General features: G+C 68.7%; 25 protein-coding genes and 1 tRNA gene. 12 read left to right on the top strand and 14 right to left on the bottom strand.

Features of this window, described 5'->3' with window-relative positions:
* Positions 1-82: 82 nt before the first annotated feature.
* A complete protein-coding gene (locus ACFQZV_RS07945) occupies positions 83-1,501 on the top strand; it encodes an HNH endonuclease signature motif containing protein (protein ID WP_378749981.1) in 1,419 nt (472 codons plus the stop codon).
* 58 nt (positions 1,502-1,559) lie between these two features.
* On the opposite strand, the gene prfB is transcribed toward ACFQZV_RS07945, so the two are convergent.
* Entirely contained in the window at positions 1,560-2,672 is a 1,113-nt protein-coding gene (prfB, locus tag ACFQZV_RS07940; protein ID WP_378749983.1) for a peptide chain release factor 2, read from the bottom strand.
* 20 nt (positions 2,673-2,692) lie between these two features.
* Between prfB and ACFQZV_RS07935 the strand changes: the two genes are divergently transcribed.
* On the top strand, positions 2,693-3,991 hold the full coding sequence (locus ACFQZV_RS07935) for an MFS transporter (RefSeq protein ID WP_378749985.1): 1,299 nt from the start codon (positions 2,693-2,695) through the stop codon (positions 3,989-3,991).
* 75 nt (positions 3,992-4,066) lie between these two features.
* On the opposite strand, the gene ACFQZV_RS07930 is transcribed toward ACFQZV_RS07935, so the two are convergent.
* The 7 genes from ACFQZV_RS07930 to ACFQZV_RS07900 are packed head-to-tail and all read right to left on the bottom strand — an operon-like array spanning position 4,067 to position 8,548.
* Positions 4,067-4,516, bottom strand: coding sequence for a pilus assembly protein TadG-related protein (locus ACFQZV_RS07930; protein ID WP_378783299.1), 450 nt, complete (start codon positions 4,514-4,516; stop codon positions 4,067-4,069).
* On the bottom strand, positions 4,501-4,947 hold the full coding sequence (locus tag ACFQZV_RS07925) for a TadE family protein (protein WP_378749989.1): 447 nt from the start codon (positions 4,945-4,947) through the stop codon (positions 4,501-4,503). Before ACFQZV_RS07925 ends, ACFQZV_RS07930 begins: the two co-directional genes overlap by 16 nt.
* A 4-nt stretch (positions 4,948-4,951) precedes the next feature.
* Entirely contained in the window at positions 4,952-5,383 is a 432-nt protein-coding gene (locus tag ACFQZV_RS07920) for a TadE/TadG family type IV pilus assembly protein (RefSeq protein WP_378749991.1), read from the bottom strand.
* A gap of 11 nt (positions 5,384-5,394) precedes the next feature.
* Positions 5,395-5,586: a hypothetical protein gene (locus ACFQZV_RS07915; protein ID WP_378749993.1), complete on the bottom strand. Its 192-nt coding sequence runs from the start codon at positions 5,584-5,586 to the stop codon at positions 5,395-5,397.
* Between the two features lie 18 nt (positions 5,587-5,604).
* On the bottom strand, positions 5,605-6,552 hold the full coding sequence (locus ACFQZV_RS07910) for a type II secretion system F family protein (RefSeq protein ID WP_378749995.1): 948 nt from the start codon (positions 6,550-6,552) through the stop codon (positions 5,605-5,607).
* Entirely contained in the window at positions 6,549-7,406 is an 858-nt protein-coding gene (locus ACFQZV_RS07905; protein WP_378749997.1) for a type II secretion system F family protein, read from the bottom strand. Before ACFQZV_RS07905 ends, ACFQZV_RS07910 begins: the two co-directional genes overlap by 4 nt.
* The gene (locus ACFQZV_RS07900; protein WP_378749999.1) at positions 7,403-8,548 is read right to left on the bottom strand and encodes a CpaF family protein; all 1,146 of its coding nucleotides are present in this window, start codon (positions 8,546-8,548) and stop codon (positions 7,403-7,405) included. The genes ACFQZV_RS07905 and ACFQZV_RS07900 overlap by 4 nt, the downstream gene beginning before the upstream one ends.
* 192 nt (positions 8,549-8,740) lie before the next feature.
* Between ACFQZV_RS07900 and ACFQZV_RS07895 the strand changes: the two genes are divergently transcribed.
* Genes ACFQZV_RS07895 through ACFQZV_RS07875 form a run of 5 tightly spaced genes read left to right on the top strand, consistent with a single transcriptional unit; the run spans position 8,741 to position 12,108 of the window.
* A complete protein-coding gene (locus ACFQZV_RS07895) occupies positions 8,741-9,076 on the top strand; it encodes a hypothetical protein (RefSeq protein WP_378750001.1) in 336 nt (111 codons plus the stop codon).
* 2 nt (positions 9,077-9,078) lie between these two features.
* Positions 9,079-10,047: an FAD:protein FMN transferase gene (locus ACFQZV_RS07890; RefSeq protein WP_378750003.1), complete on the top strand. Its 969-nt coding sequence runs from the start codon at positions 9,079-9,081 to the stop codon at positions 10,045-10,047.
* Positions 10,047-10,658 carry a ferric reductase-like transmembrane domain-containing protein gene (locus ACFQZV_RS07885; protein WP_378750005.1) on the top strand — a complete coding sequence of 204 codons (612 nt, stop codon included), beginning with the start codon at positions 10,047-10,049 and terminating at the stop codon, positions 10,656-10,658. Before ACFQZV_RS07890 ends, ACFQZV_RS07885 begins: the two co-directional genes overlap by 1 nt.
* Positions 10,655-11,878 (top strand): NADH-ubiquinone oxidoreductase-F iron-sulfur binding region domain-containing protein, encoded by a 1,224-nt coding sequence (locus ACFQZV_RS07880; RefSeq protein WP_378750007.1) that lies wholly within the window; start codon positions 10,655-10,657, stop codon positions 11,876-11,878. Before ACFQZV_RS07885 ends, ACFQZV_RS07880 begins: the two co-directional genes overlap by 4 nt.
* On the top strand, positions 11,878-12,108 hold the full coding sequence (locus ACFQZV_RS07875; protein WP_378750009.1) for a ferredoxin: 231 nt from the start codon (positions 11,878-11,880) through the stop codon (positions 12,106-12,108). Before ACFQZV_RS07880 ends, ACFQZV_RS07875 begins: the two co-directional genes overlap by 1 nt.
* A gap of 29 nt (positions 12,109-12,137) precedes the next feature.
* Here the strand turns inward: ACFQZV_RS07875 and ACFQZV_RS07870 are convergent, their stop codons facing one another.
* Entirely contained in the window at positions 12,138-13,430 is a 1,293-nt protein-coding gene (locus ACFQZV_RS07870; protein ID WP_378750011.1) for an MFS transporter, read from the bottom strand.
* A gap of 128 nt (positions 13,431-13,558) precedes the next feature.
* Between ACFQZV_RS07870 and ACFQZV_RS07865 the strand changes: the two genes are divergently transcribed.
* The 3 genes from ACFQZV_RS07865 to ACFQZV_RS07855 all read left to right on the top strand — a co-directional run bounded on the left by ACFQZV_RS07865 (position 13,559) and on the right by ACFQZV_RS07855 (position 14,782).
* The gene (locus ACFQZV_RS07865) at positions 13,559-13,771 is read left to right on the top strand and encodes a PLDc N-terminal domain-containing protein (RefSeq protein WP_378750013.1); all 213 of its coding nucleotides are present in this window, start codon (positions 13,559-13,561) and stop codon (positions 13,769-13,771) included.
* A 96-nt stretch (positions 13,772-13,867) separates the two neighbouring features.
* Positions 13,868-13,949: transfer RNA gene (locus ACFQZV_RS07860), tRNA-Leu, on the top strand.
* Between the two features lie 50 nt (positions 13,950-13,999).
* On the top strand, positions 14,000-14,782 hold the full coding sequence (locus ACFQZV_RS07855) for a DedA family protein (RefSeq protein ID WP_378750015.1): 783 nt from the start codon (positions 14,000-14,002) through the stop codon (positions 14,780-14,782).
* Positions 14,783-14,792: 10 nt separating this feature from the next.
* Here ACFQZV_RS07855 and ACFQZV_RS07850 read toward each other — a convergent pair whose 3' ends face one another.
* Together ACFQZV_RS07850 and ku are read right to left on the bottom strand one after the other, a co-directional pair.
* Positions 14,793-15,191, bottom strand: a complete 399-nt coding sequence (locus ACFQZV_RS07850) for a VOC family protein (RefSeq protein WP_378750017.1) — start codon at positions 15,189-15,191, stop codon at positions 14,793-14,795.
* On the bottom strand, positions 15,188-16,045 hold the full coding sequence (gene ku / locus ACFQZV_RS07845; RefSeq protein WP_378750019.1) for a non-homologous end joining protein Ku: 858 nt from the start codon (positions 16,043-16,045) through the stop codon (positions 15,188-15,190). The genes ACFQZV_RS07850 and ku overlap by 4 nt, the downstream gene beginning before the upstream one ends.
* Positions 16,046-16,134: 89 nt before the next feature.
* On the opposite strand from ku, the gene ACFQZV_RS07840 reads away from it, so the two are divergent.
* Positions 16,135-18,627: an ATP-dependent DNA ligase gene (locus ACFQZV_RS07840; protein WP_378750021.1), complete on the top strand. Its 2,493-nt coding sequence runs from the start codon at positions 16,135-16,137 to the stop codon at positions 18,625-18,627.
* A gap of 30 nt (positions 18,628-18,657) precedes the next feature.
* Here the strand turns inward: ACFQZV_RS07840 and rdgB are convergent, their stop codons facing one another.
* The 3 genes from rdgB to murI are packed head-to-tail and all read right to left on the bottom strand — an operon-like array spanning position 18,658 to position 20,860.
* On the bottom strand, positions 18,658-19,242 hold the full coding sequence (rdgB, locus tag ACFQZV_RS07835; protein WP_378750023.1) for an RdgB/HAM1 family non-canonical purine NTP pyrophosphatase: 585 nt from the start codon (positions 19,240-19,242) through the stop codon (positions 18,658-18,660).
* Complete coding sequence (rph, locus tag ACFQZV_RS07830; protein ID WP_378750025.1) at positions 19,239-19,976, bottom strand: ribonuclease PH; 738 nt, start codon at positions 19,974-19,976, stop codon at positions 19,239-19,241. The genes rdgB and rph overlap by 4 nt, the downstream gene beginning before the upstream one ends.
* On the bottom strand, positions 19,973-20,860 hold the full coding sequence (gene murI / locus ACFQZV_RS07825; RefSeq protein WP_378750027.1) for a glutamate racemase: 888 nt from the start codon (positions 20,858-20,860) through the stop codon (positions 19,973-19,975). The genes rph and murI overlap by 4 nt, the downstream gene beginning before the upstream one ends.
* Positions 20,861-20,900: 40 nt before the next feature.
* On the opposite strand from murI, the gene ACFQZV_RS07820 reads away from it, so the two are divergent.
* Entirely contained in the window at positions 20,901-22,226 is a 1,326-nt protein-coding gene (locus ACFQZV_RS07820; protein WP_378750029.1) for a nicotinate phosphoribosyltransferase, read from the top strand.

The raw sequence follows: 22,226 nt of genomic DNA, 5'->3' as shown, positions 1-22,226 counted from the left end.
ACTCTCCACAGGCTGTGGATTATCCTCCTGATCTGGGAGAATTCCTACGCTGAATGTCCGAGGGGGTCACCAGAATGGAGTCATGAAGCCACTCCTCGAGCACCTCGATGACCTCGCGTCACTCGTGGATTCTGCGAGGGCCGGCTCCGAGGTGTCGACGTTGCCCGACGCCGAGCTCGTCGAGGCGCTCACGGCGGTCGGTCGCCTGCAGCGGCGCGTCGAGGCGTTGCTGATCGACGCGGTCGATGAGGTAGCGGCTCGGTCGGCGACCCCGTTCGTCGGCGACCGTCTGACGAGCAGGTTCGGGTGTCACGATGTCAACGAACTGGTCCAGCGCACGACGTTGGTTGCGCCGCAAACCGCCTCACGTGTCACGCGCGCGGCGCGCGCCGTCTGCGGTGAACGCGCGCTCGTGAGCGGGGAGGCGCTCGAGCCTCTGTTTCCCGCCGTGCGGGCCGCCCTCGATGCCGGTGCCGTCGGAGTCGACGGCGTTCTCGCCGCGACGACCGAGATTCTCACGGCGGGGCGACGGGTCGGTCGCGACGAACGCCTCTTCGCCGACCAGGCTCTCGCCGATGTCGCGCTCGGCTGCGGTCCGGACGCCGCACCGCCTGTATGCGCTGATCTTCTCCGCGTCCAAGCGCACGCGTGGGCGACGGCGATCGACCAAGACGGTGCCGAGCCGAAAGAAGCGCTCCAGGCGCACAAGCGTGGGGTGACACTCGGCACCCCGGGGCTTCACGGCGTACCCGTGCGTGGAATGCTGCTCCCCGAGGTCGCCGCGCAGTTCCAGCAGATCTGCGATGCGCTGCTGAGCCCGCGCGCCGGGGTCCGGTTCGACACCCCAGAACACGACGATGACCAAGGCGCCTCAGACAGTGATGCCCCGACGTCCGGACCGGCAGACACGCGCACACGCGCTCAGAAGCAGCATGATGCCCTGGCCACCGCACTCGGTGTGGCCGCCGCCAGCAGACAGTTGCCGACCGTGGGCGGCGCAGCACCGACACTCGTGGTCTCGGTGCGCGAAGAAGACCTCTCGCGCGACAGTGGACACGCGTACGTCGACGCGCTCGGCGTTCCGGTTTCCCTCGGTGCGGCGCGCCATGTCGCCTGCCGAGGTGTCACCCAGCGCATCAGCCTCGACGATGCGGGGCGCATCCGGCGCCTCGGCACAGAAGAACGTGTCTTCAACAAGCACCAACGCCGCGCAATCGCCCTGCGTGACGGCGGATGCCTGATCCCCGGCTGCAGTGTTCCGGCGGCCTGGTGCGAGATCCACCATGTCGACGAACACGCCCGCGGCGGGGCGACACATACCGACAACGGCGTCCTGCTGTGCTGGTTCCACCACCGATTCCTCGACACCCACGGGTGGTCGATCCGTATGGACCAGGGGGTGCCGTTGGTGAAGGCGCCGCGGTGGTATGACCCCGGCAGAGGCTGGCGGGCCGTGACCCGCTCCCCCACCCGGTTACGATCGCGCGTCCTGCGAACGTGACGCGCCGTCGCTCTGCCCCCGCGACGCCACGCGTGCGACGGCGGGTGCGCCGGCGAGGTCAGTCCTCGTCGTCGCGACGCTTGCGCCAGCGGATGCCGGCCGAGATGAGGCCGTCGAGGTCGCCGTCGAAGACGACCGCGGGGTTTCCCACCTCGTACCCCGTACGCAGATCCTTCACGAGCTGCTGACCGTACAGGAAGTATGAGCGCATCTGGTCGCCCCAACTCGCCGTGATGACGCCGGCGAGTTCCTTCTTCTTGGCCGCCTCTTCTTCTTTCTTCAGCAGCAGCAGGCGCGTCTGCAGAACGCGCATCGCGGCGGCACGGTTCTGGATCTGCGATTTCTCGTTCTGCATCGATACGACGATGCCGGTCGGCATGTGCGTGAGGCGCACCGCCGAATCGGTCGTGTTGACGGATTGTCCGCCGGGGCCCGACGAACGGAAGACGTCGACGCGAATGTCGTTCTCGGGAATGTCGACCTCGACGGCCTCCTCCATCACCGGGATCACCTCGACCGCGGCGAAGGACGTCTGCCGTTTGTCGGCCGAACCGAATGGGCTGATGCGGGCCAGGCGGTGCGTTCCCGCTTCGACCGACAGCGTGCCGTAGGCGTACGGCGCGTCGACCTCGAACGTCGCCGACTTGATGCCCGCACCCTCGGCGTACGAAGTGTCCATCACCTTGACCGGATACTTGTGACGCTCGGCCCAGCGCAAGTACATGCGCATGAGCATCTCGGCGAAGTCGGTGGCGTCGTCACCGCCGGCACCGGAGCGGATCGTCACGACCGCCGAGCGATCGTCGTACTCGCCGTCGAGCAGCGTCTGCACTTCGAGCTGGCTGACGATGTCTTCGAGCTCGGCGAGTTCCTTGCGAGCCTCGTCGGCGGAGTCTTCGTCCTCCATCTCGATCGCGAGCTCGATGAGCACGTCGAGGTCATCCAGGCGTCGCTCGATGTCGGTCACGCGCTTGAACTCGGCCTGCCGGTGACTGAGTGCACTGGTGACCTTCTGCGCCCGTTCGACGTCGTCCCAGAGGTCGGGTGCACCGGCCTCTTCGCTGAGCCGCTCGATCTCCTTCGTGAGCGCAGGGACGTCGACCACCGCCTGGATGTCGGCGAAGGTGGCGCGGAGGGCCTGGATATCGGCGGAGAGATCGAGCTCGAGCATGGCACTCCAGACTAACGTGGATGGACGTGTCCCATGATCCCCCGTCGTTGCGCGCTCGCGACGTGCTGTGGCGGTTCGGACCGATGGTCTATGGACCGACGGTCCTGTTCGCCCTCGGCGAGGGCGCGGTCATCCCCCTCATTCCCGTGATCGCCGCGCGCCTCGGCGCCGATGTCGCGACCGCCGCGCTCGTGGCATCTGCACTGGTCGTCGGGCAGCTCGCCGGCAATCTCCCTGCCGGGTGGGCCGTCGCACGGCTCGGAGAGCGGCTGACGATGGCGATCGCCGGAACCGTCGCGCTGGCGGGTGTGGTCGTGATGGCTCTGGCACCCCACCTCGGCGTCTTCGCCATCTCGGTGCTGTTGATCGGATTCTGTGCCGCCGCGTTCGGCCTGGCCCGGCATTCCTTCATGACGACCCGCGTTCCACTGACCTTCCGCGCCCGCGCACTCTCGCTCCTTGGCGGCACCTTCCGGTTCGGCATGTTCATCGGACCGTTCGTCGCCGCCGCCCTCCTTGCGGTGTTCGAAGACGAGCACGCGGCGATCTGGTTCTTCGGGGTGTGCCTGATCGCCACGGTTCTGCTCGTGCTCCTCGGCCCCGACCCCGAGAAGCAGTTCGCCGCGCCTCAGCCGTCCGGTTCCCCGCCTGGCGCGACCGAGCAGAACGGCACCCTGAGCGAAGACACCGGCGAGGCGATCACGGGATCGCTCCCCGTGGTCAGGCGCGAGGGGGTGTTCCGCACGATGTGGCGGTTCCGCGGAGTGCTCGGCCGCCTGGGCGTGGCAGCGGCATCCCTGTCGGCCGTTCGCTCGGCGCGCCAGGTGGTGCTGCCCCTGTGGGGTGTGTCGATCGGACTCGACGCCCAGACCATCGCCCTCGTCGTCGGCGTGTCGGGGGCCATCGATTTCGCGCTCTTCTACGCGAGCGGTCAGGTGATGGACCGGTTCGGGCGACTCTGGGCGGCACTCCCGGCCATGATCCTCATGGGTGGCGGATTCATCGCCCTCTCGTTCACGCACGATCTCGGTCAGTCAGCGATGTGGTTCGCGATGTTCGCCGCGGTCCTCGGCGTCGGCAACGGGCTGTCCAGCGGCATACTGTTGACCCTCGGCGCCGATGCCGCGCCCAAGACCGACCCTGCCCCGTTCCTCGGGTCGTGGCGCACGCTCACCGACGCGGGCGGAGCCACCGCTCCCCTCTTGGTATCGGCGATCGCAGCCGCCAGCACCCTGGCGGTCGCCACCGGCGTGATGGGCGCCGTCGGATTGCTCGGCGCCCTGGCCTTCTATCGCTGGGTGCCGCGCAACACGGACTGAGCGACGTCCCGTCGACGGTCCGCGCGGTCGCCGATGTCGGAGCGGAAGTCGGGACCGAGCGGCACAGCCCACGGATCAACGCAACGCGGTGCGACTCGTCGCCGTTGCGGTGAGGTCCACCCCGTCCGGCACGAAGAGCGAGAACACCGGCGGATGCCACGTGCCACCGACCGTGACGCGCGCAGACGACCCGTCGGGCGCATCCGCCGCGATGAGATGCGCGTCGGTGCCCGCAGCCGACAAGAGAGCGGTCGCTTCGTCGCGGACGGCAGACGAGGAGACACGCGCGATCGGGCCGTCGTCGACGATCTCGAGCGTGAATCCATCTGCACCCGCCAGTGCCGCGGCATCCGCGAGCGAATCCAACCGCTTCTGCGCGAGATACAAGCTCGTCGCATCGACGCAGACGAGGATCGTCGCCAACGCGAGGACGGCGTAGCCGAGGATCAGGATCAGGACGCTTCCCTCATCGTCGCCCGCGATCTGCGCGCGGCGCCGCACCCACGCGATCACGGTCCACCCCACACGCGCGACATCTTCTGCACCGCCACACCCTCGACCGGAACGACGGCGACACGATCGAGATCGAGCACCGGCGGCACGAGCGGTAGAGCGACCTCGCTCTGAATCGTCACGACGATCGTGGCTCCCGCACGTGGGCACCCCCCGACGGACTGTCCGCAGTCGATGTTCAGTGCGAGGCGAGAGGCGTCGATTCCGTACTCGCGCGTGATCGATTCGAGCACCGACCGCGCCCGACGGTCCGCCTCCGCCGCATCCGTCGCCGTCGAGATCGCGCGCGCGACGTGTCGGGCGCCCGATTCGACGCCGAGCGCCTGCTGCTGGATCATCCCGAGCGCCACGACGAGGTAGACGACCGGAACAAGCAACACCAGGCCGCCGACGATGAACTCCAGTGCCGCTGAGCCCTGCTCATCGCGCAGCGAGGGCCGCACCCGTTCAATCGAACGTCTCAACCGGCGCATGCGCCGACACCTCCAGCGCGTGCGGAATCCCGAACAAGCCCACGAGAGGCAGAGTGGCCTGCACCCTGACTTCGACGGCCCGATAGCCGAAATCTCGGGTCTCACGGACGGATGCGTGCGTCGCGTACCCGTCACCGATGGTGCGGGTGACGATCTGGGTGGTGCGCGCGGCACCGTCGACGAGCGAGGTGTCGGCGAGCGCCGCGTGGTGAGCACCTTCGACCGCTGCATCGTGCACCACGTTGCGCACATACACGGCGAGTCCGAATTGCAGCACGGCGAGCGTGAGCGCCGTGAGCACCACTCCGACCAGCACGAACTCGACCGGACTCGACCCACGCTCATCATGCGCGAGGGTGGTCCCCGTGCGACGGATGCCGGTGGTCCGGTCTCGACCTCGGCGCATCCCCGGCACGCTCAGAAGCCGGAGACGCGTGAGATCGCCTGCTCGAACAGACCGGAAAGGGCGGGGCCGGCAAGGGCCCACACCGCGACGACCAATCCGGCGGTCATCAACGTGATGAGCACCCACCCGGGCACGTCGCCGCGCTCGTCGTCGCGCAGTTCGGCGGCGACTCCTCGGGCAGTGGCAAGAAGCTGACGGAACATCGAAAGAGCCTTTCTTTATCAACCAAGTCCAAGGCGCAACATGAACACCCCGGGGAACACCGCGAACAGCACACTGAGCGGCAGAATCATGAAGACGAGCGGAAGGAGCATGTAGATCTCTTTGCGCCCCGCCTGTTCGAGCAGGCTGCGCTTGGCCTCATCGCGCGCGTCCTGGGCTTGAGCGTGCAGGACCCCGGCAAGCGGCGCGCCGCGATCCATTGCCGCGACGAGGTGATCCACGGCACGCGTGAGCGGCGCCGACTCCAACTCGACCGAGAGCCGTGTCAGTGAGGCAGCCAGAGGCGAGCCCGTACCGACCTCGAGCACGACGGCGCGCACTTCTGCCGTCACCTCCCCCGAACCGACGGCGCCGACGCGCCGTAGCGCGTCGAGCAGACCCTCGCCCGCCGACAGACACAGCGCGAGGAACTCCAGGAGGGTGGGAAGCTCCTCCTGGAGTCGGGCGAGCCGGGCGCGCGCGCCATGGGTCAGCCACATGTCCGTTGCGATCACGACGATGACGGCGAACAGGGGCGGCAGCAGCCACATCGCCGTGCTCGCGCGTCCGACCAGCGCGAGGGTGACCACGAAAACCCCGCCGACCGCGAGTGCCCCGACGGCAGCGCCCAACTGACGCGCACGGAAAGTTTCGGCGCCGATCTGCCATCCGGCTTGCCGCAGCCTCAGGGTCACTGCGTCGGCCGAACCGAACAGCCGACCCAACCGGCGCTGAGCTGCGCCCCACAGCGCGCGGATGTCGCTCCCCCCGGGCAGATCGATACCACGGGGCAGATCGATCGTCGCGCCACGGGGATCGGTCACGTCGCGGATGTACGGCGAGATCCGACGGGCAAGACTCGGGGCGCCCCATCGCGGCACAACCGCGAGCAGACACAGAACGCCGACCGCGAATCCCGTGCCCAGCATCGCGGCGAGTGCCGCGTCGGTGACCTGTGCAGCATTCACGCGAACCACCTGCGCATGTCCGGCAGACGCCCGAGGTGGCGCATGAGGCGGTAGGCGACGAACGAGACCACTGCGCCGCCGATGATCAGCACCATCCCCTCGGGTGTGCCGTATGCCCGCGCTCCCTCCGGGCGCAGCGCCAGTAGTCCCAGCACGACCCACGGCGCGACGACACCCAGCACGGCGGCACCGCGGATCCACGACTGACGGGCGTCGAGTTCCGCGCGCACCGCGGCGTCCGCCCGCACCGAGGCGGCCAGTGCCCTCAGCACCGACGTCAGCTCGCTCCCGCCCACCTGCCGCGCCATGCGCACCGTTTCGACGATGCGATCGGCCACAGGGTCGGCGAGGTTCGCTTTGAGTCGCAGGATGCTGGAGTCGAAGTGACCGGACGCCGCGAGGTCATGCGCGAACGCGCGAAACGCGGGGCGCACCTGTGCGGGAGCGCTGTCTGCCAGGGCGGCGACGGCATCCGGCAGCGACATCCCGGCGCGTACGGACGCGATCAGCAGGTCGCACACGTCAGGCCAAAGGCCGCGGCGCACACGCAGCAGGCGCGCCCGTCGTGCGCGCACGAGCGCCGACGGTGTGGCCGTTCCGACGACCGCCGCGAGGATCGCGACCACGCCGACGGGGATGGTGAGCCACGTGACCGCCGCGGCGAGCGCCCCGGCGAGCACCGAGCTCAGGACGAGCTGCACCGGCGTCACCCGCGACAACCCCGCTTCGTCGAGCACACCGCTGACACGACGCGCAGCCGTGCCCGGCGAACGCTCGGCCCGCGTCGGCCAGACCCAGGGCGAAACGGTCAACAGGATCCCCGAGGCCAGGAGCGCGCCCCACACGAACGTCATGTGTCGGCTCCGACGTACAGCGTGCGCGCGGTCACGGCGCCGTCCACGACGCCGGTCGGCTGCACGATCTCAACGACCCGGCGGTGGCCGTCCACGTCCCGCGCGCAGTTCACCACGAGGTCGACGGATGCCGCAACCGCCGGCGCGACGAAACCGCGGTCGATGTTGCGGCCGGCCAGCAACGGCAGCGCAGTGAGCTTGACCAGCGCGTCGCGCGCAGAGTTGGCGTGAACCGTCGCCGCCCCGGGAACACCGGTGTTGAGGGCGAGCAGGAGGTCGAGTGCTTCGGCATCACGCACTTCACCGACCACGAGACGATCGGGCCGCATGCGCAGCGCCTCCTTCACGAGCCTGCGCAGGGACACCTCACCCGTGCCCTCGAGGCTCGGCTGCCTCCCCTGCAACCCCACGATGTCGGGGGCATCGACGGCGAGCTCGAACGTCTCCTCGACCGTCACGATCCGCTGCCGGCCAGAACACGCGTGGATCAGTGCGGCGAGCATCGTCGTTTTTCCCGCGTGGGTGGCACCCGAGACGATCACGCTGCGCCCCTCGCACATCGCTTCGTGTAAGAACCTCGCCGCCTCGGCTGAAAGCGAACCAGCCGATACGAGCGAGTCCAGGTCGCGGTAGGCCGGGAGGAATTTGCGCACGTTCACCGACCAATGCCGACGCGTGATGTCGGGGATCACGACGTGGAGGCGGCTCCCATCCGGCAGTGAGGCATCGACGAACGGCTGCGACAGGTCGACACGGCGGCCGGTGGCCTGCAGCATCCGCTCCACCAGGTCGCGCACGGTGGTGTCGGTCAGGGTCAACGGCACCCGCTCGGCGACACCGGCCCTGGCGACGTGGATGCTGTCGGGCGCGTTGATCCACAACTCTTCGACGGAGGGGTCGTCGAGATACGGCTGCAACGGTCCGAATCCCGACACGGTCGCCAGGACCTGACGCACGCAGGCCGCTTCGTCGTCGACCGTCTGCAGACCGCGCGCCAGGGCGAAGTCGTTGTGGCGTCGCACCTCGGATCGCACGATCTGCATCGCGCGGTCCGGCTCACGCGACGGGTCGGCCGCCTCACGCCGCAACCGATCACGAACGCGTTCGGCGACCGAGGCGGCGGGATCTGCGGCGATGGTCACGCGGGAATCCTCGCAAGTTCCACCGATCCGAGACGTTCGTTATCCACAGGACGGGAGAACGCGAAGTCGCGCGGCGCCCGCCCGCGGGACCAGACGGGATCTCATATCCGAGTCCGACTCTCTCCATGGCTCGCGCATAGCAAGCAGTTCCACACTCGAAGCAACCACCCGGCGCAACCGAGGAGCGAGACCATGAGCGAACGAGCACGCGGACGACGCAACGCTGGCCTGACCACACTGATGCTCGGCGTCGCCGGCATCGTCGGCGCCAGTGCCACGGCGCTGGTGATCGGCGACGCTTTCGTCACAGAGACGACCGCGGAAAGCACGACGACCGATGACACGTCAATCGTCGATTCGACCGACTCCGCCGAGACGTCGACCACAACCGATGTCACGGACTCGACCGAGGCCGAGGGCACCACCGACGACGACGCGGACGGGACGGAGGCGAGCGGGAGTCAGGATTCCGGATCCGTCACCTCGAGCGCCACCCCGGAGTCGGCTGCCACCTCGAGCGGATCGTGACCATGACGGGCCACACCGCCACCCGGGACTGGCGCGTCTGGGGTACCGACGCGCGACTGGTGCTCGACGGGCACGGCGCCGACGACCCCGCGCGGATGAATCGGGCCGTAACGCTCGTCGACGGCCTGCTCGCCGAGATCGACCTCGCGTGCAGCCGATTCCGCAGCGACTCCGAACTCAACCGATTGCACGCCTCCCTCCCCACCGGTGCCGAGGTGAGCCCCCTGCTCGCAACTCTCGTCCGAGCCGCGCTCGACGCCGCGGCTCTGACCGAAGGTCGGGTCGACCCGACGCTGCGCTACGCGATGGACGCGGTCGGCTATGACCGGGACATCGACCTGATCGAAGACGACGGAGGTCTCGTCCGCGCGGTCGTCTCACCCCGACCCGGGTGGCGCAGTGTCGGCCTGCAGGGCCACACCCTCAAGGTTCCCGCCCATCTCGCCCTCGACCTCGGTGCGACCGCGAAAGCGGTCGCCAGCGATCGGACGGCGGCGCTGGTGCACGAGGAGCTCGGCGGCGGAGTGCTCGTGAGCATCGGAGGCGACATCGCCACATCCGGTCCGGCTCCGGAGGCCGGTTGGACCATCACCGTGCGCGACACGCCCGGCGATCCGGCTGCAAGGGTAGCCCTCGGGCCCGATCGCGCACTGGCGACCTCGAGCACCCAGAAGCGTCGCTGGAACCGTGCCGGCCTCACCCGGCACCACATCCTCGATCCGGGCACGGGTGTGCCCGCCGACCCGGTCTGGCACACCGTTACCGTGGCCGCACGCACCTGCGTGCGGGCCAACAGTTTCAGCACCGGCGCGATCGTCGCCGGACACGACGCCCCGGCGTGGCTGGATGCGCACGGCGTTCCGGCACGCCTCGTCGGTCGTGACGGGACAATCGCCTTCACCGGTGACTGGCCGGCGGATGCCGAACTCGGTCGCGACGCCGAGACCGTTGCCGTCCGGAGCGCCGCCTGATGGACGAAGCACTCTGGGCCGTCGGCCGCGCCACCGGCATCGTCGGTCTCGGCCTGTTCACCGTGTCGGTATTGCTGGGAATCCTCACCCGCGCCGGTCGTCCGGCGTTCGGGCTTCCGCGCTTCGCGGTGACGCTGGTCCACCGGAACGCGTCGATCCTGGCGACCGTGTTCATCCTCATCCACATCGTGACGTTGTTGTTCGACCCGTATGCGCAGCTCGAGCTCGTCGATCTCGTCGTGCCGTTCCTCGGCGAGTACAGCCCGTTCTGGCTCGGCCTCGGGACCGTGGGATTCGATCTGCTGCTGGCCATCATCGTCACGGGGCTCCTGCGCAACCACATCGGACGCCGAACCTTCCGGATCGTCCACTGGAGCACCTATGCGTTGTGGCCGATCGCCCTCGCCCACTCCCTGGGAACCGGGACCGACGCCAGCGCCCCCGCCTTCCTCGCCTTCGCCGGCGTCTGCGCCGCCGCTGTGGTCGCCGCGGTGGTGTGGCGACTCACGCCCCCGTTCACCCGTCCCGACGTCGCCACCACCGCCCCCACCGTCCCGTCCTCTTCGGCACCGCACTGCCCGGCACCGACCACGACCGGAGTCCGCTCATGACCGTCGCCACCATCGGCCTCGACGCCGCCACCTACTCGGCCCCGACCGGCGCGTCGCGGTTGCTCTTGACGCGCGGGCCCTCGAGGGCCGACCATCTCGCCGGCCACGGCCCGCTGCCCGACGTCGACAAGGCGTCCCTCGTCGCCGAGCTCGAGGCCTCCGGCCTCGGAGGCCGAGGCGGCGCGGCGTTCCCCACGTGGCGAAAGCTCGCCGCGGTCGACCCGCGCGGCCGTCGACCCGTCGTGATCGCGAACGGTGCCGAGGGCGAGCCGTTGAGCATCAAAGATGCGACACTCCTGGCACGGGCACCGCACCTCGTCCTCGACGGTCTGATCACGGTCGCCCGTGCGCTCGATGCCGCGGAGATCCACCTCGCCTCCGGTCCCCGCCAGCTCGCGTCCGTCCGCGCAGCGATCGCCGAGCGCACCGATGCGCGTGCCGTGCGGCTTCACGAAACCGCCGACACGTTCGTCTCGGGAGAAGCCTCCGCCGTGGTCAATTCGCTTCGCGGCGGCCGCGCGGTACCCACCGACCGCACCGTCCGCCTGACCGATGCCGGTCTCAACGGTCGCCCGACGCTCGTGCAGAACGTCGAGACCCTCGCCCACATCGCCCTCGTCGTCCGGTGGGGTGCGGAGTGGTTCCGATCCGTGGGCACGGTAGGCGAGCCCGGGACCCGGCTGCTCTCCCTCACCGCTGATCACGGTACGCGTGTGGTCGAGGCCGCTGGTGGGATATCGATCCGTCGCGCGCTCGAGGTGGCGGGAGTCGACACGGCCCGTGTCGCCGCGATACTCGTGGGCGGATACCACGGCGCCTGGGTGCCCGGAGACCGCCTCGACACAGCCCTCAGCAGGACCGCCCTCGCACCGTTCGGCGCGTCACCCGGCGCCGGTATTCTCCTCGCGATCCCGCCGGAAGAGTGCCCGCTCGGCACAGCGGCGCGCATCGCGACATATCTCGCTTCCCAGTCGGCCCGGCAGTGCGGACCATGTCTGAACGGTCTGCCCCGGATGGCTCAGACACTCGCCCTCCTCGCCGCCGGCCACACCGATGCGCGCGTCGACGCCGAGATACACCGCCTGACCGCGTTGGTGTCGGGGCGCGGGTCGTGCCATCACCCGGACGGGACCGCCCGATTCGTGCTGAGTACGTTGCAGGCATTCTCCGACGAGGTCGCCTGCCACATGGACGGACGATGCGGAAGGATCACCCACTGATGGCGACTTCGCTGCACATCGACTGGACCTCCTGCCGGGGGCGGGGGGCCTGTACCGAACTGCTCGACAGCCTCGACCGCGATGAGTGGGGGTACCCGCTGGCAGTCGATCGCACCGGCTCGGACGTCCCCGTCGCGCGGCGAGACCTGGCGGCGGCTGGTGACGCCGTCGCGCTGTGCCCTGTGCAAGCGCTCTCGCTACACCGCGCACCGCCGCAGCGCCGAACGTGATCGGCGCCCGATCTCCGGGACGTCGGGGATCACGGTCGTGCGACGTGGGCGCGGATCAGCGGGATGAAGGCGACGAACGCCAGCGCCAACGTGACAGCCGCCACTGCCGGGAGTGCGTCATACCCGAGCGCTGCGGCAATGAACGACGGCACGATCGCGCCGACGACGGCCCCGATCGCGATGATCGCGTTGAGGAGCCCCATCGCTTCGCCTTGACCCGCGGGACTCAGCGCGGCCAACAGCATCGTCGCCGCCACCACGAGGAAGGAGTAAGCGATCGCTGCCACGACGAGGGCGACCGAACCGATCACCGCCCCGGAGGTGACCTTCAGCGCCGACACGACACTCATCGCCGTGAAGGACGCGAGCATGAGCACCACCCCGATGACGAAGACGAACGCCGGACCACGACGCGTCGCCAAGCGGCCACTCACGGGATAGACGAGCGTGCCGATCCCCGCTCCGACGAGGAACAGCGTCGAGGAGACCGACGCGTTCACCGAGAACGCCGCACTCATGATCAGCGGCACCACGTTGAAGAACGTCTGCACGCCCATCATCGTCAAGAACCAGACGACGAGCATGAGGGCGAACGGCCACGGCATGCCGTGCGTGAGCCCGCGCAACGAGGGCCGATGCGCGAGATGCGGCAGCCAACCGCCGACCCCGATCGCCCGCCCGGCATGCTCCGGCCGTTGCTCCGGCGCCGGCTCGGGTGCTGTCGGCACCGGCTTCAGCTTCGGCAGCCGCCACGCAGCCGCGAACGAACCGGCGAGCAGCAGCACACCTGCCACGAGCCAGCCGATCTGCGCGTGAGCCGCAGCGACCGCGGCGATCACGAGCCCGATCACCTGGCCCGCCCCGTAGACGAAACGGAACCAGCTGATCCGCACGTTCCACTCCGACGGCGGCGACGGCTCGACGACGAACATCGCGGCGAGGGTCCCGGCGATCGCGCCGACGCCCCCGAACACGAAGGCGAGCAGCGCCCACCACAGCGTCCCTTCGACGAACGCGAAGCCGAGGACCGCTGCCGCCATGACGGGCAGGCATGCGAGGAAGAGCGTGCGTTGACGTCCGTGACGGTCTGCCCACGTACCCACGGCAGGCGCCAGCAAGCCGCCGACGTAGAAAGCGGCTACGACCACTCCCACCGCCGTCGCAGCCGCCGATCCGCTCGCCGTGCCCGCGACGGTGACCGGAATCAGGATCGGACCCACCCCGAGAAGAAGCATCCCGACCATCGCGTACGCGATCATCCAGGGCGACAACCACCGAGCGGGTCCTCGTGGGGCAGAAGCCTGCGACGACGACGTGTTCATGGCTGCGCTCCTACCCGCGATGGACGACGACCCTCGCAAATCCTCGCACACCGCCAGGACTCTCTCGCTCTCCGGGTGCATCACAACGCCCGCGGGTGCAGGATAGGAGGCAGACGAAAGGGGCACCGATGACCGAGGCCAAGGCTCCCAAGAACGTGCTGGCGAAGATCCTGACGATCCCGCTCGTGCTCGCACAACTCACCTTCGCTTTCCTGGCCTTCTGGGATCTGAAGAACCGCGACGCCGACGAGATCAAGGGACCCAAGCCCGCGTGGATTCCCGCCATCCTCGTCAACTGGGTGGGGCCGGCTGCCTACTTCCTCTTCGGCATCCGCCGCTGACCTGCGTCCGCCTTCTCGGCCGGGACATCGTCGGACGAAGACGGGGGTTCTCCCCCGTGGGTTCCCGTGCGCCCGGCCACTAGACTGAACCCACTCGCGGGAGTGGTGAAATTGGCAGACACGCAGGATTTAGGTTCCTGTGCCTTCGGGCGTGTGGGTTCAAGTCCCACCTTCCGCACGCGTCACGCACCCCCCGAGCCGTACGCCGACTGAGCCGACAGGACTCCTGTGCAGCACACTGCCCTCATCCCCTGGCTGGATCCCGCCACGATCATCGATGCCGCGGGACCCTGGGCGCTCCTGGTCGTATGTTTCATCATCTTCGCCGAGACAGGGCTACTGGTGGGCTTCCTGCTGCCGGGCGACACGCTGCTCATCATGACCGGCTTGCTCGCCAACCCCTCCACCCATCCGCCCGACGGGGTGTTCGGACTCAGCGCGTGGGCCGTTGCGCTCCTCATCGGCTTGTCCGCCTTCCTCGGCGGTGAAGTCGGCTACCTGATCGGGCACAAGGGCGGACCGGCCGTCTTCGAGCGCAAGGAGTCCGGGCTGTTCAGCCGCAGCAACGTCGAGCGCACGAACGCGTTCTTCGAGCGGTTCGGCGGCGTGACGATCATCCTCGCGCGATTCGTGCCGATCGTCCGCACCTTCGCCCCCGTCGCGGCCGGCGTCGGTCACATGTCCTGGAAGCGGTACTCGCTCTACAACTTCATCGGCGCCGTGATCTGGGGCTTCGGGCTCACGATGATCGGCTACGGAATCGGATACATCCCGTTCGTCGGGGACTTCGTCGCCGAGTACATCGACCTCATCCTGCTCATCGCCGTCGTCGGCACCGTCGTGTTCATCGTGTGGCACTACCTCGCCGAGCGGCGCAAGGCGCGCAAGGCCGCCGCAGCGGGTGAAGACACCGAAACCGACGCCGAAGAAGCCGAAGCCCTCGTCCTCGACCCCGACGCTTTCGACGCCCCCGGCGAGCGCCGCGACGACGACGACCGACCGACGCCCTGAGACCGTCGACTCAGCGGTGCTGATCGATGAGGATCGCGTTGCCGTCGGGGTCCGTCAGCGTCAGATGCCCCGGGCCCGAGCCCTCCTCGTCTACTGACTCCACCGGCTCGATCCCCCGTTCACGCAGCATCACCTGAATTCGTCGGATGTCGGTGAACGGATCCACCTCGTCGCCGTCGAGGGACCACCCGGGATTGAAGGTCAGGATGTTCCCCTCGAACATGCCCTGGAACAGACCGATCACGGCACCACCGTTGCGCAGGATGACCCACCCCTGATCGGCCTCGCCGCCGGCCACCTCGAAGCCGAGTTTCTCGTAGAAGGCACGCGAGACGGCGAGATCGCTCACCGACAGGCTCACGGAGAAGGCTCCGAGATCGCGGCGTGACGCGTGGTCGGGTTCGGTCATGATGCCTTCTCCGATTTCTTGGTGGACTTCTTCGTCTTCGGCGTGGCCGCCGCATCCTCGCCTCGCGCGGCACGCGAACGCTCCACGCTCGCACGCAGCGCGTCCATGAGGTCGATCACCTCGGCACCCGAGGTCTCCTCGTCGGCGTCGCCGAACGTGTCCGCGGTGTCCATCGCATCGCCCTTGTCGATCTTCGCCTCGATGAGGGCACGCAACTCCGCCTGATACTCGTCGGTGAAGTCCTCGGGGACGAAGTCGCTCGCGAAGCTGTCGACGAGCGATGCCGAGAGCTCCAGCTCCTTCGCCGAGATCCTCACCGTCTCATCCAGAGCCGGAAACGCCGCTTCGCGCACCTCATCCGCCCACAGGAGCGTCTGGAGCACGAGAACGTCCCCGCGCACGCGCAGCGCCGCCAGCCGGGTCTTCTGGCGGAGCGAGAACTGCACGATCGCCGTCCGGTCGGTCTGCTCGAGTGTCTTGCGCAACAACACGTACGCCTTCGGCGACGCGGAGTCGGGTTCGAGGTAGTAGGCGCGATCGAGGAGGAGCGGGTCTACCTGATCGCTGGGCACGAACTCGACGACGTCGATCTCTCGCGTCCGTTCGGCGGGCAGAGACTTCAGATCGGCGTCCGTGATGACCACGGTCTGCTCGCCGTCGTCATACGCCTTGTCGATGTCCTGATACGCGACGATCTCACCGCACACCTCGCACTTGCGCTGGTAGCGGATGCGTCCCCCGTCGGCATTGTGGACCTGATGCAACGACACATCGTGGTCTTCGGTCGCCGAATACACCTTGACGGGCACGTTGACAAGACCGAACGTCAACGCCCCCTTCCAGATCGCTCTCATCACATCAGTACACACCCGCCACACCGCTCGATGCCACCCACCCGCCCGCGCTGCTCGGATTCGCACCCCGGACGCGGCAGGATGGGCGCATGGCTGATCCGGCACCGCAGACGGGCGAGCATCTCGTCCGTGTCGACGGTCGACGCCTGAGACTCACCAACCTCGACAAGGTGCTCTACCCCGAAACGGGGACCACCAAAGGAGAGGTGATCGACTACTACACGCGCGTGGCGAGCGTGCTCATCCCTCACGTGACCGGCCGGGCGGTCACGCGCAAGCGCTGGCCCGAGGGCGTGGATCACGACCCGTTCTTCGCCAAGGACCTCGAACGCGGCGCGCCGTCGTGGATTCCGCGCCGCCCGATCGAGCATTCGTCGGGCTCGAAGGAGTACCCGCTCGTTCAGGACGTACCGACGGTCGTGTATCTCGCGCAGGTCGCGAGCCTTGAGTTGCACGTGCCGCAGTGGCGTTTCACCCGCGACGGCGATCGCGGCCCGGCCGACCGCCTCGTGCTCGACCTGGATCCCGGCCCCGGCGTGGGGCTGGCCGAGTCCGCGCTCGTGGCGGGATGGGCCCGATCGATCCTCACCGGAATGGGGCTCGAACCGTACCCGGTCACCAGCGGCAGCAAAGGCATCCACCTGTATGCGGCACTCCCCCCACATCAGACTCCGGATGCCGCATCCGCCCTGGCCCGAGAACTCGCGCGCGCCATCGAAGCCGACCATCCCGACCTCGTCGTGAGCACTATGCGCAAGACCGACCGCGCGGGGAAGGTGTTCATCGACTGGAGCCAGAACAACGGAGCGAAGACGACGATCGCCCCGTACTCGCTACGAGGGCGACCGCATCCGACCGTCGCCGCCCCCCGCACCTGGGAAGAACTCGACGATCCCGACCTGGCGCAACTGACGTTCACCGAGGTGCTGGCGCGCCTCGATGACGGCGACGATCCGCTCGCTCCGCTCGGCTACCGCGCCGGAGGCCGTGATGCCGACGACGGCCCGCTCGCCGCCTACATCTCCATGCGATCAGCCGGACGCACACCCGAACCCGTTCCCGACAACCCGCTCGGCGCGGCCCCGACATCCGGCGCCCCGACCTTCGTGATCCAGGAGCACCACGCCTCACGCCTTCACTGGGATCTCCGCCTCGAACACGACGGCGTGCTGGTCAGTTGGGCGGTACCGAGAGGCGTCCCGCACACGTCGGAACGCAACCACCTCGCCGTCATGACCGAGGACCATCCGATGGAGTACGCGAGCTTCGAGGGCACGATCCCGACAGGTGAATACGGTGGGGGCACGGTCACGATCTGGGACGCGGGTCACTATGAACTCGAGAAGTGGCGTGACGACGAGATCATCGCGACGCTGGAGGGCAGCGCGGAAGGCCCGCTCGGTCGTGTGCGACTGGCGTTGATCCGAACCGGTGGGTCCGGTCAGAAGTCGAGTTGGCTGCTTCACCGCATGAAAACGGATGCGGCGGGCCGCCCTCAGCCGGCGGGCGCGCCCGTCGAACCGGAGCGCCACGACGGGGAGGATGCTCCGCCGGCGCTGCCGGGCGGCGGCGCGACGCGGGAGACGGGACGATCCGGCAGCGCGCCATTCGCGTCCGGAACACTACGGCCGATGCTGGCGGTGACGGCCACTCCTGGAATCGCGCGGGCGGACGCTGCCCGGTGGGGTGCCTGGGTGGAGATGAAATGGGACGGTGTGCGCGCCCTGGGCGTGTGGGACGGCGAGCGCCTACGTCTGTGCGCTCGCAGCGGCAACGACATCACGTCGAAGTACCCCGAACTCACGGCCGTCGACCTCGGGCTGGGTCCACAGCCGGCCGTCTTCGACGGCGAGATCGTGGCACTGGACGACCGCGGCGTTCCGAGTTTTCCGCTCCTGCAGCGTCGGATGAACCTCTCCGCCACACGCGAGATCGCCGCAGAAGCACCGCGCACGCCGGTTCACTGGTATCTGTTCGACCTTCTCTCGCACGAAAGAGAGGACCTCGCCTCCCGCCCGCTGAGCGCGCGGCGCGCGCTGCTCGAAGTCCTCACGACCGCGAGCGCGGACAGCGTCGTGGTGCCCCCGGTCTTCGACGATGTCGCCGCGGCGCTCGCCACGAGCCGCGAGTTCGGCCTCGAGGGCGTCGTCGTGAAGGATCCCGCCTCCGGCTATCGCCGCGGCATCCGTTCGGAGTCCTGGCTCAAGGTGAAGCTGACCCGCACCCAGGAGGTCGTGATCGGTGCCATCCGCCCCGGCCGGGGTCTGCGCTCCGGCTCGATCGGTTCGCTCCTGCTCGGCGTCCCCGGCCCTGCGGGATTGGAGTACGTCGGCCGGGTCGGCACGGGGTTCAGCGACGCCGCCCTTGCACGGCTGGACGAGCTGCTGACTCCGCTGCGGTCGGACGAGAACCCGTTCGTGGGCATTCCCGACGCCGACGCCTCCGACGCGCTCTGGGTGCGCCCCGAGGTCGTCGGCGAGGTCGAGTTCGCCGAGTTCACCCCCGGCGGCATTCTGCGTCACTCCCGATGGCGGGGACTGCGCCCCGACAAGTCACCCGACGATGTCCGCCGCGAGACGTGACCGGGGTGCGGCACGGTCGGAGCATCGGCGTCAGAGCGTGGTGAGGATCCCCGTCAGGGACTCGAATGCCCGCGCCCGATGGGATTGCGCGTTCTTCTCTTCGGGGCTCCACTCGGCGACGGTGCGGTCGGAGCCCTCGGGGATGAAGATCGGATCGTAGCCGAACCCTCCCGCACCCGCTCTCGACGTCGCCAGTCGACCGGGCCACGCGCCCTCGACGACCTGTTCGGCGCCGCCGGGAACGACCACGGCGATCGTCGAGACGAATCGGGCACCGCGGTGCGGATCGCGGATGTCGGAGAGCTGGTCGAGCAAGAGGTCGAGATTCGCCACGGCGTCCTTCGCATGTCCGGCCCAGTACGCCGAGAACACCCCGGGTGCGCCGCCCAGGACGTCCACGCAGATCCCGGAATCGTCGGCCATCGCCGGAAGCCCGGTGTGCGCCGCGGCGGCACGCGCCTTGATCATCGCGTTCTCGGCGAACGTCACCCCATCCTCGACCGGCTCCGGGCCGTCGTACGAGACGACCTCGAGGTCGGGACGCACCCGCGCGACGATCGCCTGGAACTCGGCGACCTTGTGCGCGTTGTGGGTGGCCAGCACCACCTGCGTCACGAGGCCTCCAGCGCCGCCGCCTGCAGGTCACGCAGCGTCGCGCATCCCGAGACACCGAGGTCGAGCAGCGCGTCGAGTTCCCGCTTGTCGAACGGCGCACCCTCGGCCGTGCCCTGCACCTCGACGAACAGACCCCTGCCGGTGACGACGACGTTCATGTCGGTCTCGGCACGCACGTCTTCGACGTACGGCAGGTCGAGCATCGGCGCGCCGTCGATGATCCCCACCGAGATCGCGGCGACCGAGTCGATGAGCGGGTTCGAGCGTTGACCGATGAACTTCTTCGATCTCCCCCACTCGATCGCATCCGCCAACGCCACGTACGCGCCGGTGATCGCCGCCGTTCGCGTTCCGCCGTCGGCCTGGAGAACGTCGCAATCGATGACGATCGTGTTCTCACCGAGAGCCTTCGTGTCGACCACCGCACGAAGCGCCCGCCCGATGAGACGCGAGATCTCGTGGGTGCGGCCGCCGATCTTGCCCTTCACGCTCTCACGGTCGCTGCGGTCATGGGTGGCCCGCGGCAGCATCGCATACTCGGCCGTCACCCACCCCTTGCCCTTGCCGGTCAGCCAGCGCGGCACACCGTTGGTGAACGACGCCGTGCACAGCACCTTCGTGCCACCGAACGTGATGAGCGCCGAGCCCTCGGCGTGCGCGCTCCACGCGCGTTCGATCGTGACGGGACGAAGCTCGTCGGGGGCACGGCCGTCCGCGCGGACGATGTCGGTCATGAGGATCCTCTCTCTCCGGCGGCAGGCGCCACGGAACGTTCGGTGGAAGGCACATCGATCGCGCCGGTCTGGACGAGGTGCACGTCGCGCACCTCGCGACCCATGAGTCGGTGCGCGAGCCGCACGAAGTCGTCGGTGGACGCGCCGGTCGCCTCGTAGACGTGGCGCGCGACGACATCCGGACCCGCGAGCAATCCTCGCGAGACGAGCTGACGGTAGACGTCCTTCGCCGTCTCGGTGTCGCTGGACACCAGGGACACGTCGGAACCCATCACGTAGCTGATCGCGCCCTCGAGGAACGGGTAGTGCGTGCAGCCCAGCACGAGGGTATCGACCCCCGCGTGGCGCAGCGGCGCCAGGTACTCCTCCGCGACGGCGAGGACCTCGGGCGAGTCGGTCACACCCGACTCGACGAACTCGACGAATCGCGGGCACGCCTGCGCGAACACCGTCAGGCGTGCATTGACCTCGAGCATGTCCTGATACGCGCCCGAACCGATGGTGCCGGATGTACCGATGACCCCGATCCGCCCGTTGCGGGTCGTCGACATCGCCGTGCGCACGGCCGGACCGATGACTTCGACGACCGGCACGTCGTAGCGTTCGCGGGCGTCGCGCAACATGGCCGCTGACGCGGTATTGCACGCGATGACGAGCATCTTCACGCCCTGCTCCACGAGGGTGTCGAGAACCTCGAGCGCGTATCGACGCACATCGGCGATGGGTTTCGTGCCGTACGGCGAGCGCGCCGTGTCTCCGATGTAGAGCAAAGACTCTCGGGGAAGGAGCGCGGACACCGCTCGAGCCACCGTCAACCCGCCGACGCCGGAATCGAAGATGCCGATCGGCGCATCCGATCCGTGCGGTGCGATCTGTCCGGTCACGATCACCCAGCCTACGCCAGCGTCTCACTAGGCTTTCGGCATGCCCGCTTCGAGCGCCCTGCACACCGACCGCTACGAACTGACGATGCTCGATGCCGCCCTGCGCGACGGCACGGCCGACCGCCGGTGCATCTTCGAAGTGTTCGGGCGCCGACTGTCGGGCGGCCGACGTTTCGGTGTCGTCGCGGGTACGGGGCGGCTACTGAGCCTCATCCGAGACTTCCGCTTCGGGCATGAGGAGCTGCGATTCCTGCGAGATGAGCACATCGTCGACGCCCACACGATCGACTATCTCGAGGACTATCGCTTCACCGGGACCATCAGCGGCTACCGGGAGGGCGAGCTGTACTTCCCGGGGTCACCCGTGCTCACGGTCGAGGGAACCTTCGCCGAGGCCGTGATCCTCGAAACACTCGTCCTCAGCGTGCTCAACCACGACTCGGCGGTCGCCACTGCGGCCGCCCGCATGAGTATCGCCGCGGGCGATCGCCCTCTCGCGGAGATGGGGTCCCGGCGCGCCGGCGAGAGCTCTGCCGTTGCCGCCGCACGCGCGGCTTACATCGCCGGCTTCACGGCGACGTCGAACCTCGAAGCGGGGCGCACGTGGGGCATCCCGACCATGGGGACCGCCGCGCATGCCTGGACGCTCCTTCATGACTGCGAAGAGGATGCCTTCCGCGCTCAGCTGGATGCGCTCGGGACGGACACGACGCTCCTCGTGGACACCTACGACATCCGACACGGTGTCGAAACCGCCGTGCGGCTCGCGGGGCCGCGCCTCGGCGGTGTCCGCCTCGACTCGGGCGACCTCCCCACCGTCGCCGCCGAAGTGCGCGCGCAGCTCGACGAACTCGGGGCCACCGGCACACGCATCACGGTCACAAGCGACCTCGATGAGTTCGCGATCGCCGCACTCGCCGCCTCTCCCGTCGATGCCTACGGCGTGGGGACGTCGGTCGTCACAGGCTCGGGCGTTCCTACCGCCGGCATGGTCTACAAGCTCGTCGCACGACAGGACGCCGCAGGAGGGTGGGTGCCCGTGGCGAAGGCCTCGACCGACAAGTCATCGAGGGGCGGGCGCAAGACCGCGTTCCGTGTCTTGGATGCGGGAACCGCCACGCGCGAGACGATCGTCGTCTCCGACGGCTTCGACGCCGTCGCGACCGCCGACGAACATCCTGACGCCCGAGCTCTCCAGGTCGAGATGGCCCGTGGCGGCGACATCGACGCCGCTCACGAAGGAACAGCGGGAGTCGAGGCGGCGCGCGGGCATCATCAACGCGTCCGCGAGGAGCTTCCGGTTCGGGGGCTCGCCCTCAGCAAGTCGGATCCCGCCATCCCGAGCGTGTATGTCGACCTCGAGTGA

Source organism: Microbacterium koreense (assembly GCF_042677105.1).
Taxonomy (GTDB): domain Bacteria; phylum Actinomycetota; class Actinomycetes; order Actinomycetales; family Microbacteriaceae; genus Microbacterium; species Microbacterium koreense.
This window is presented reverse-complemented; position numbering and strand designations above follow the sequence as displayed.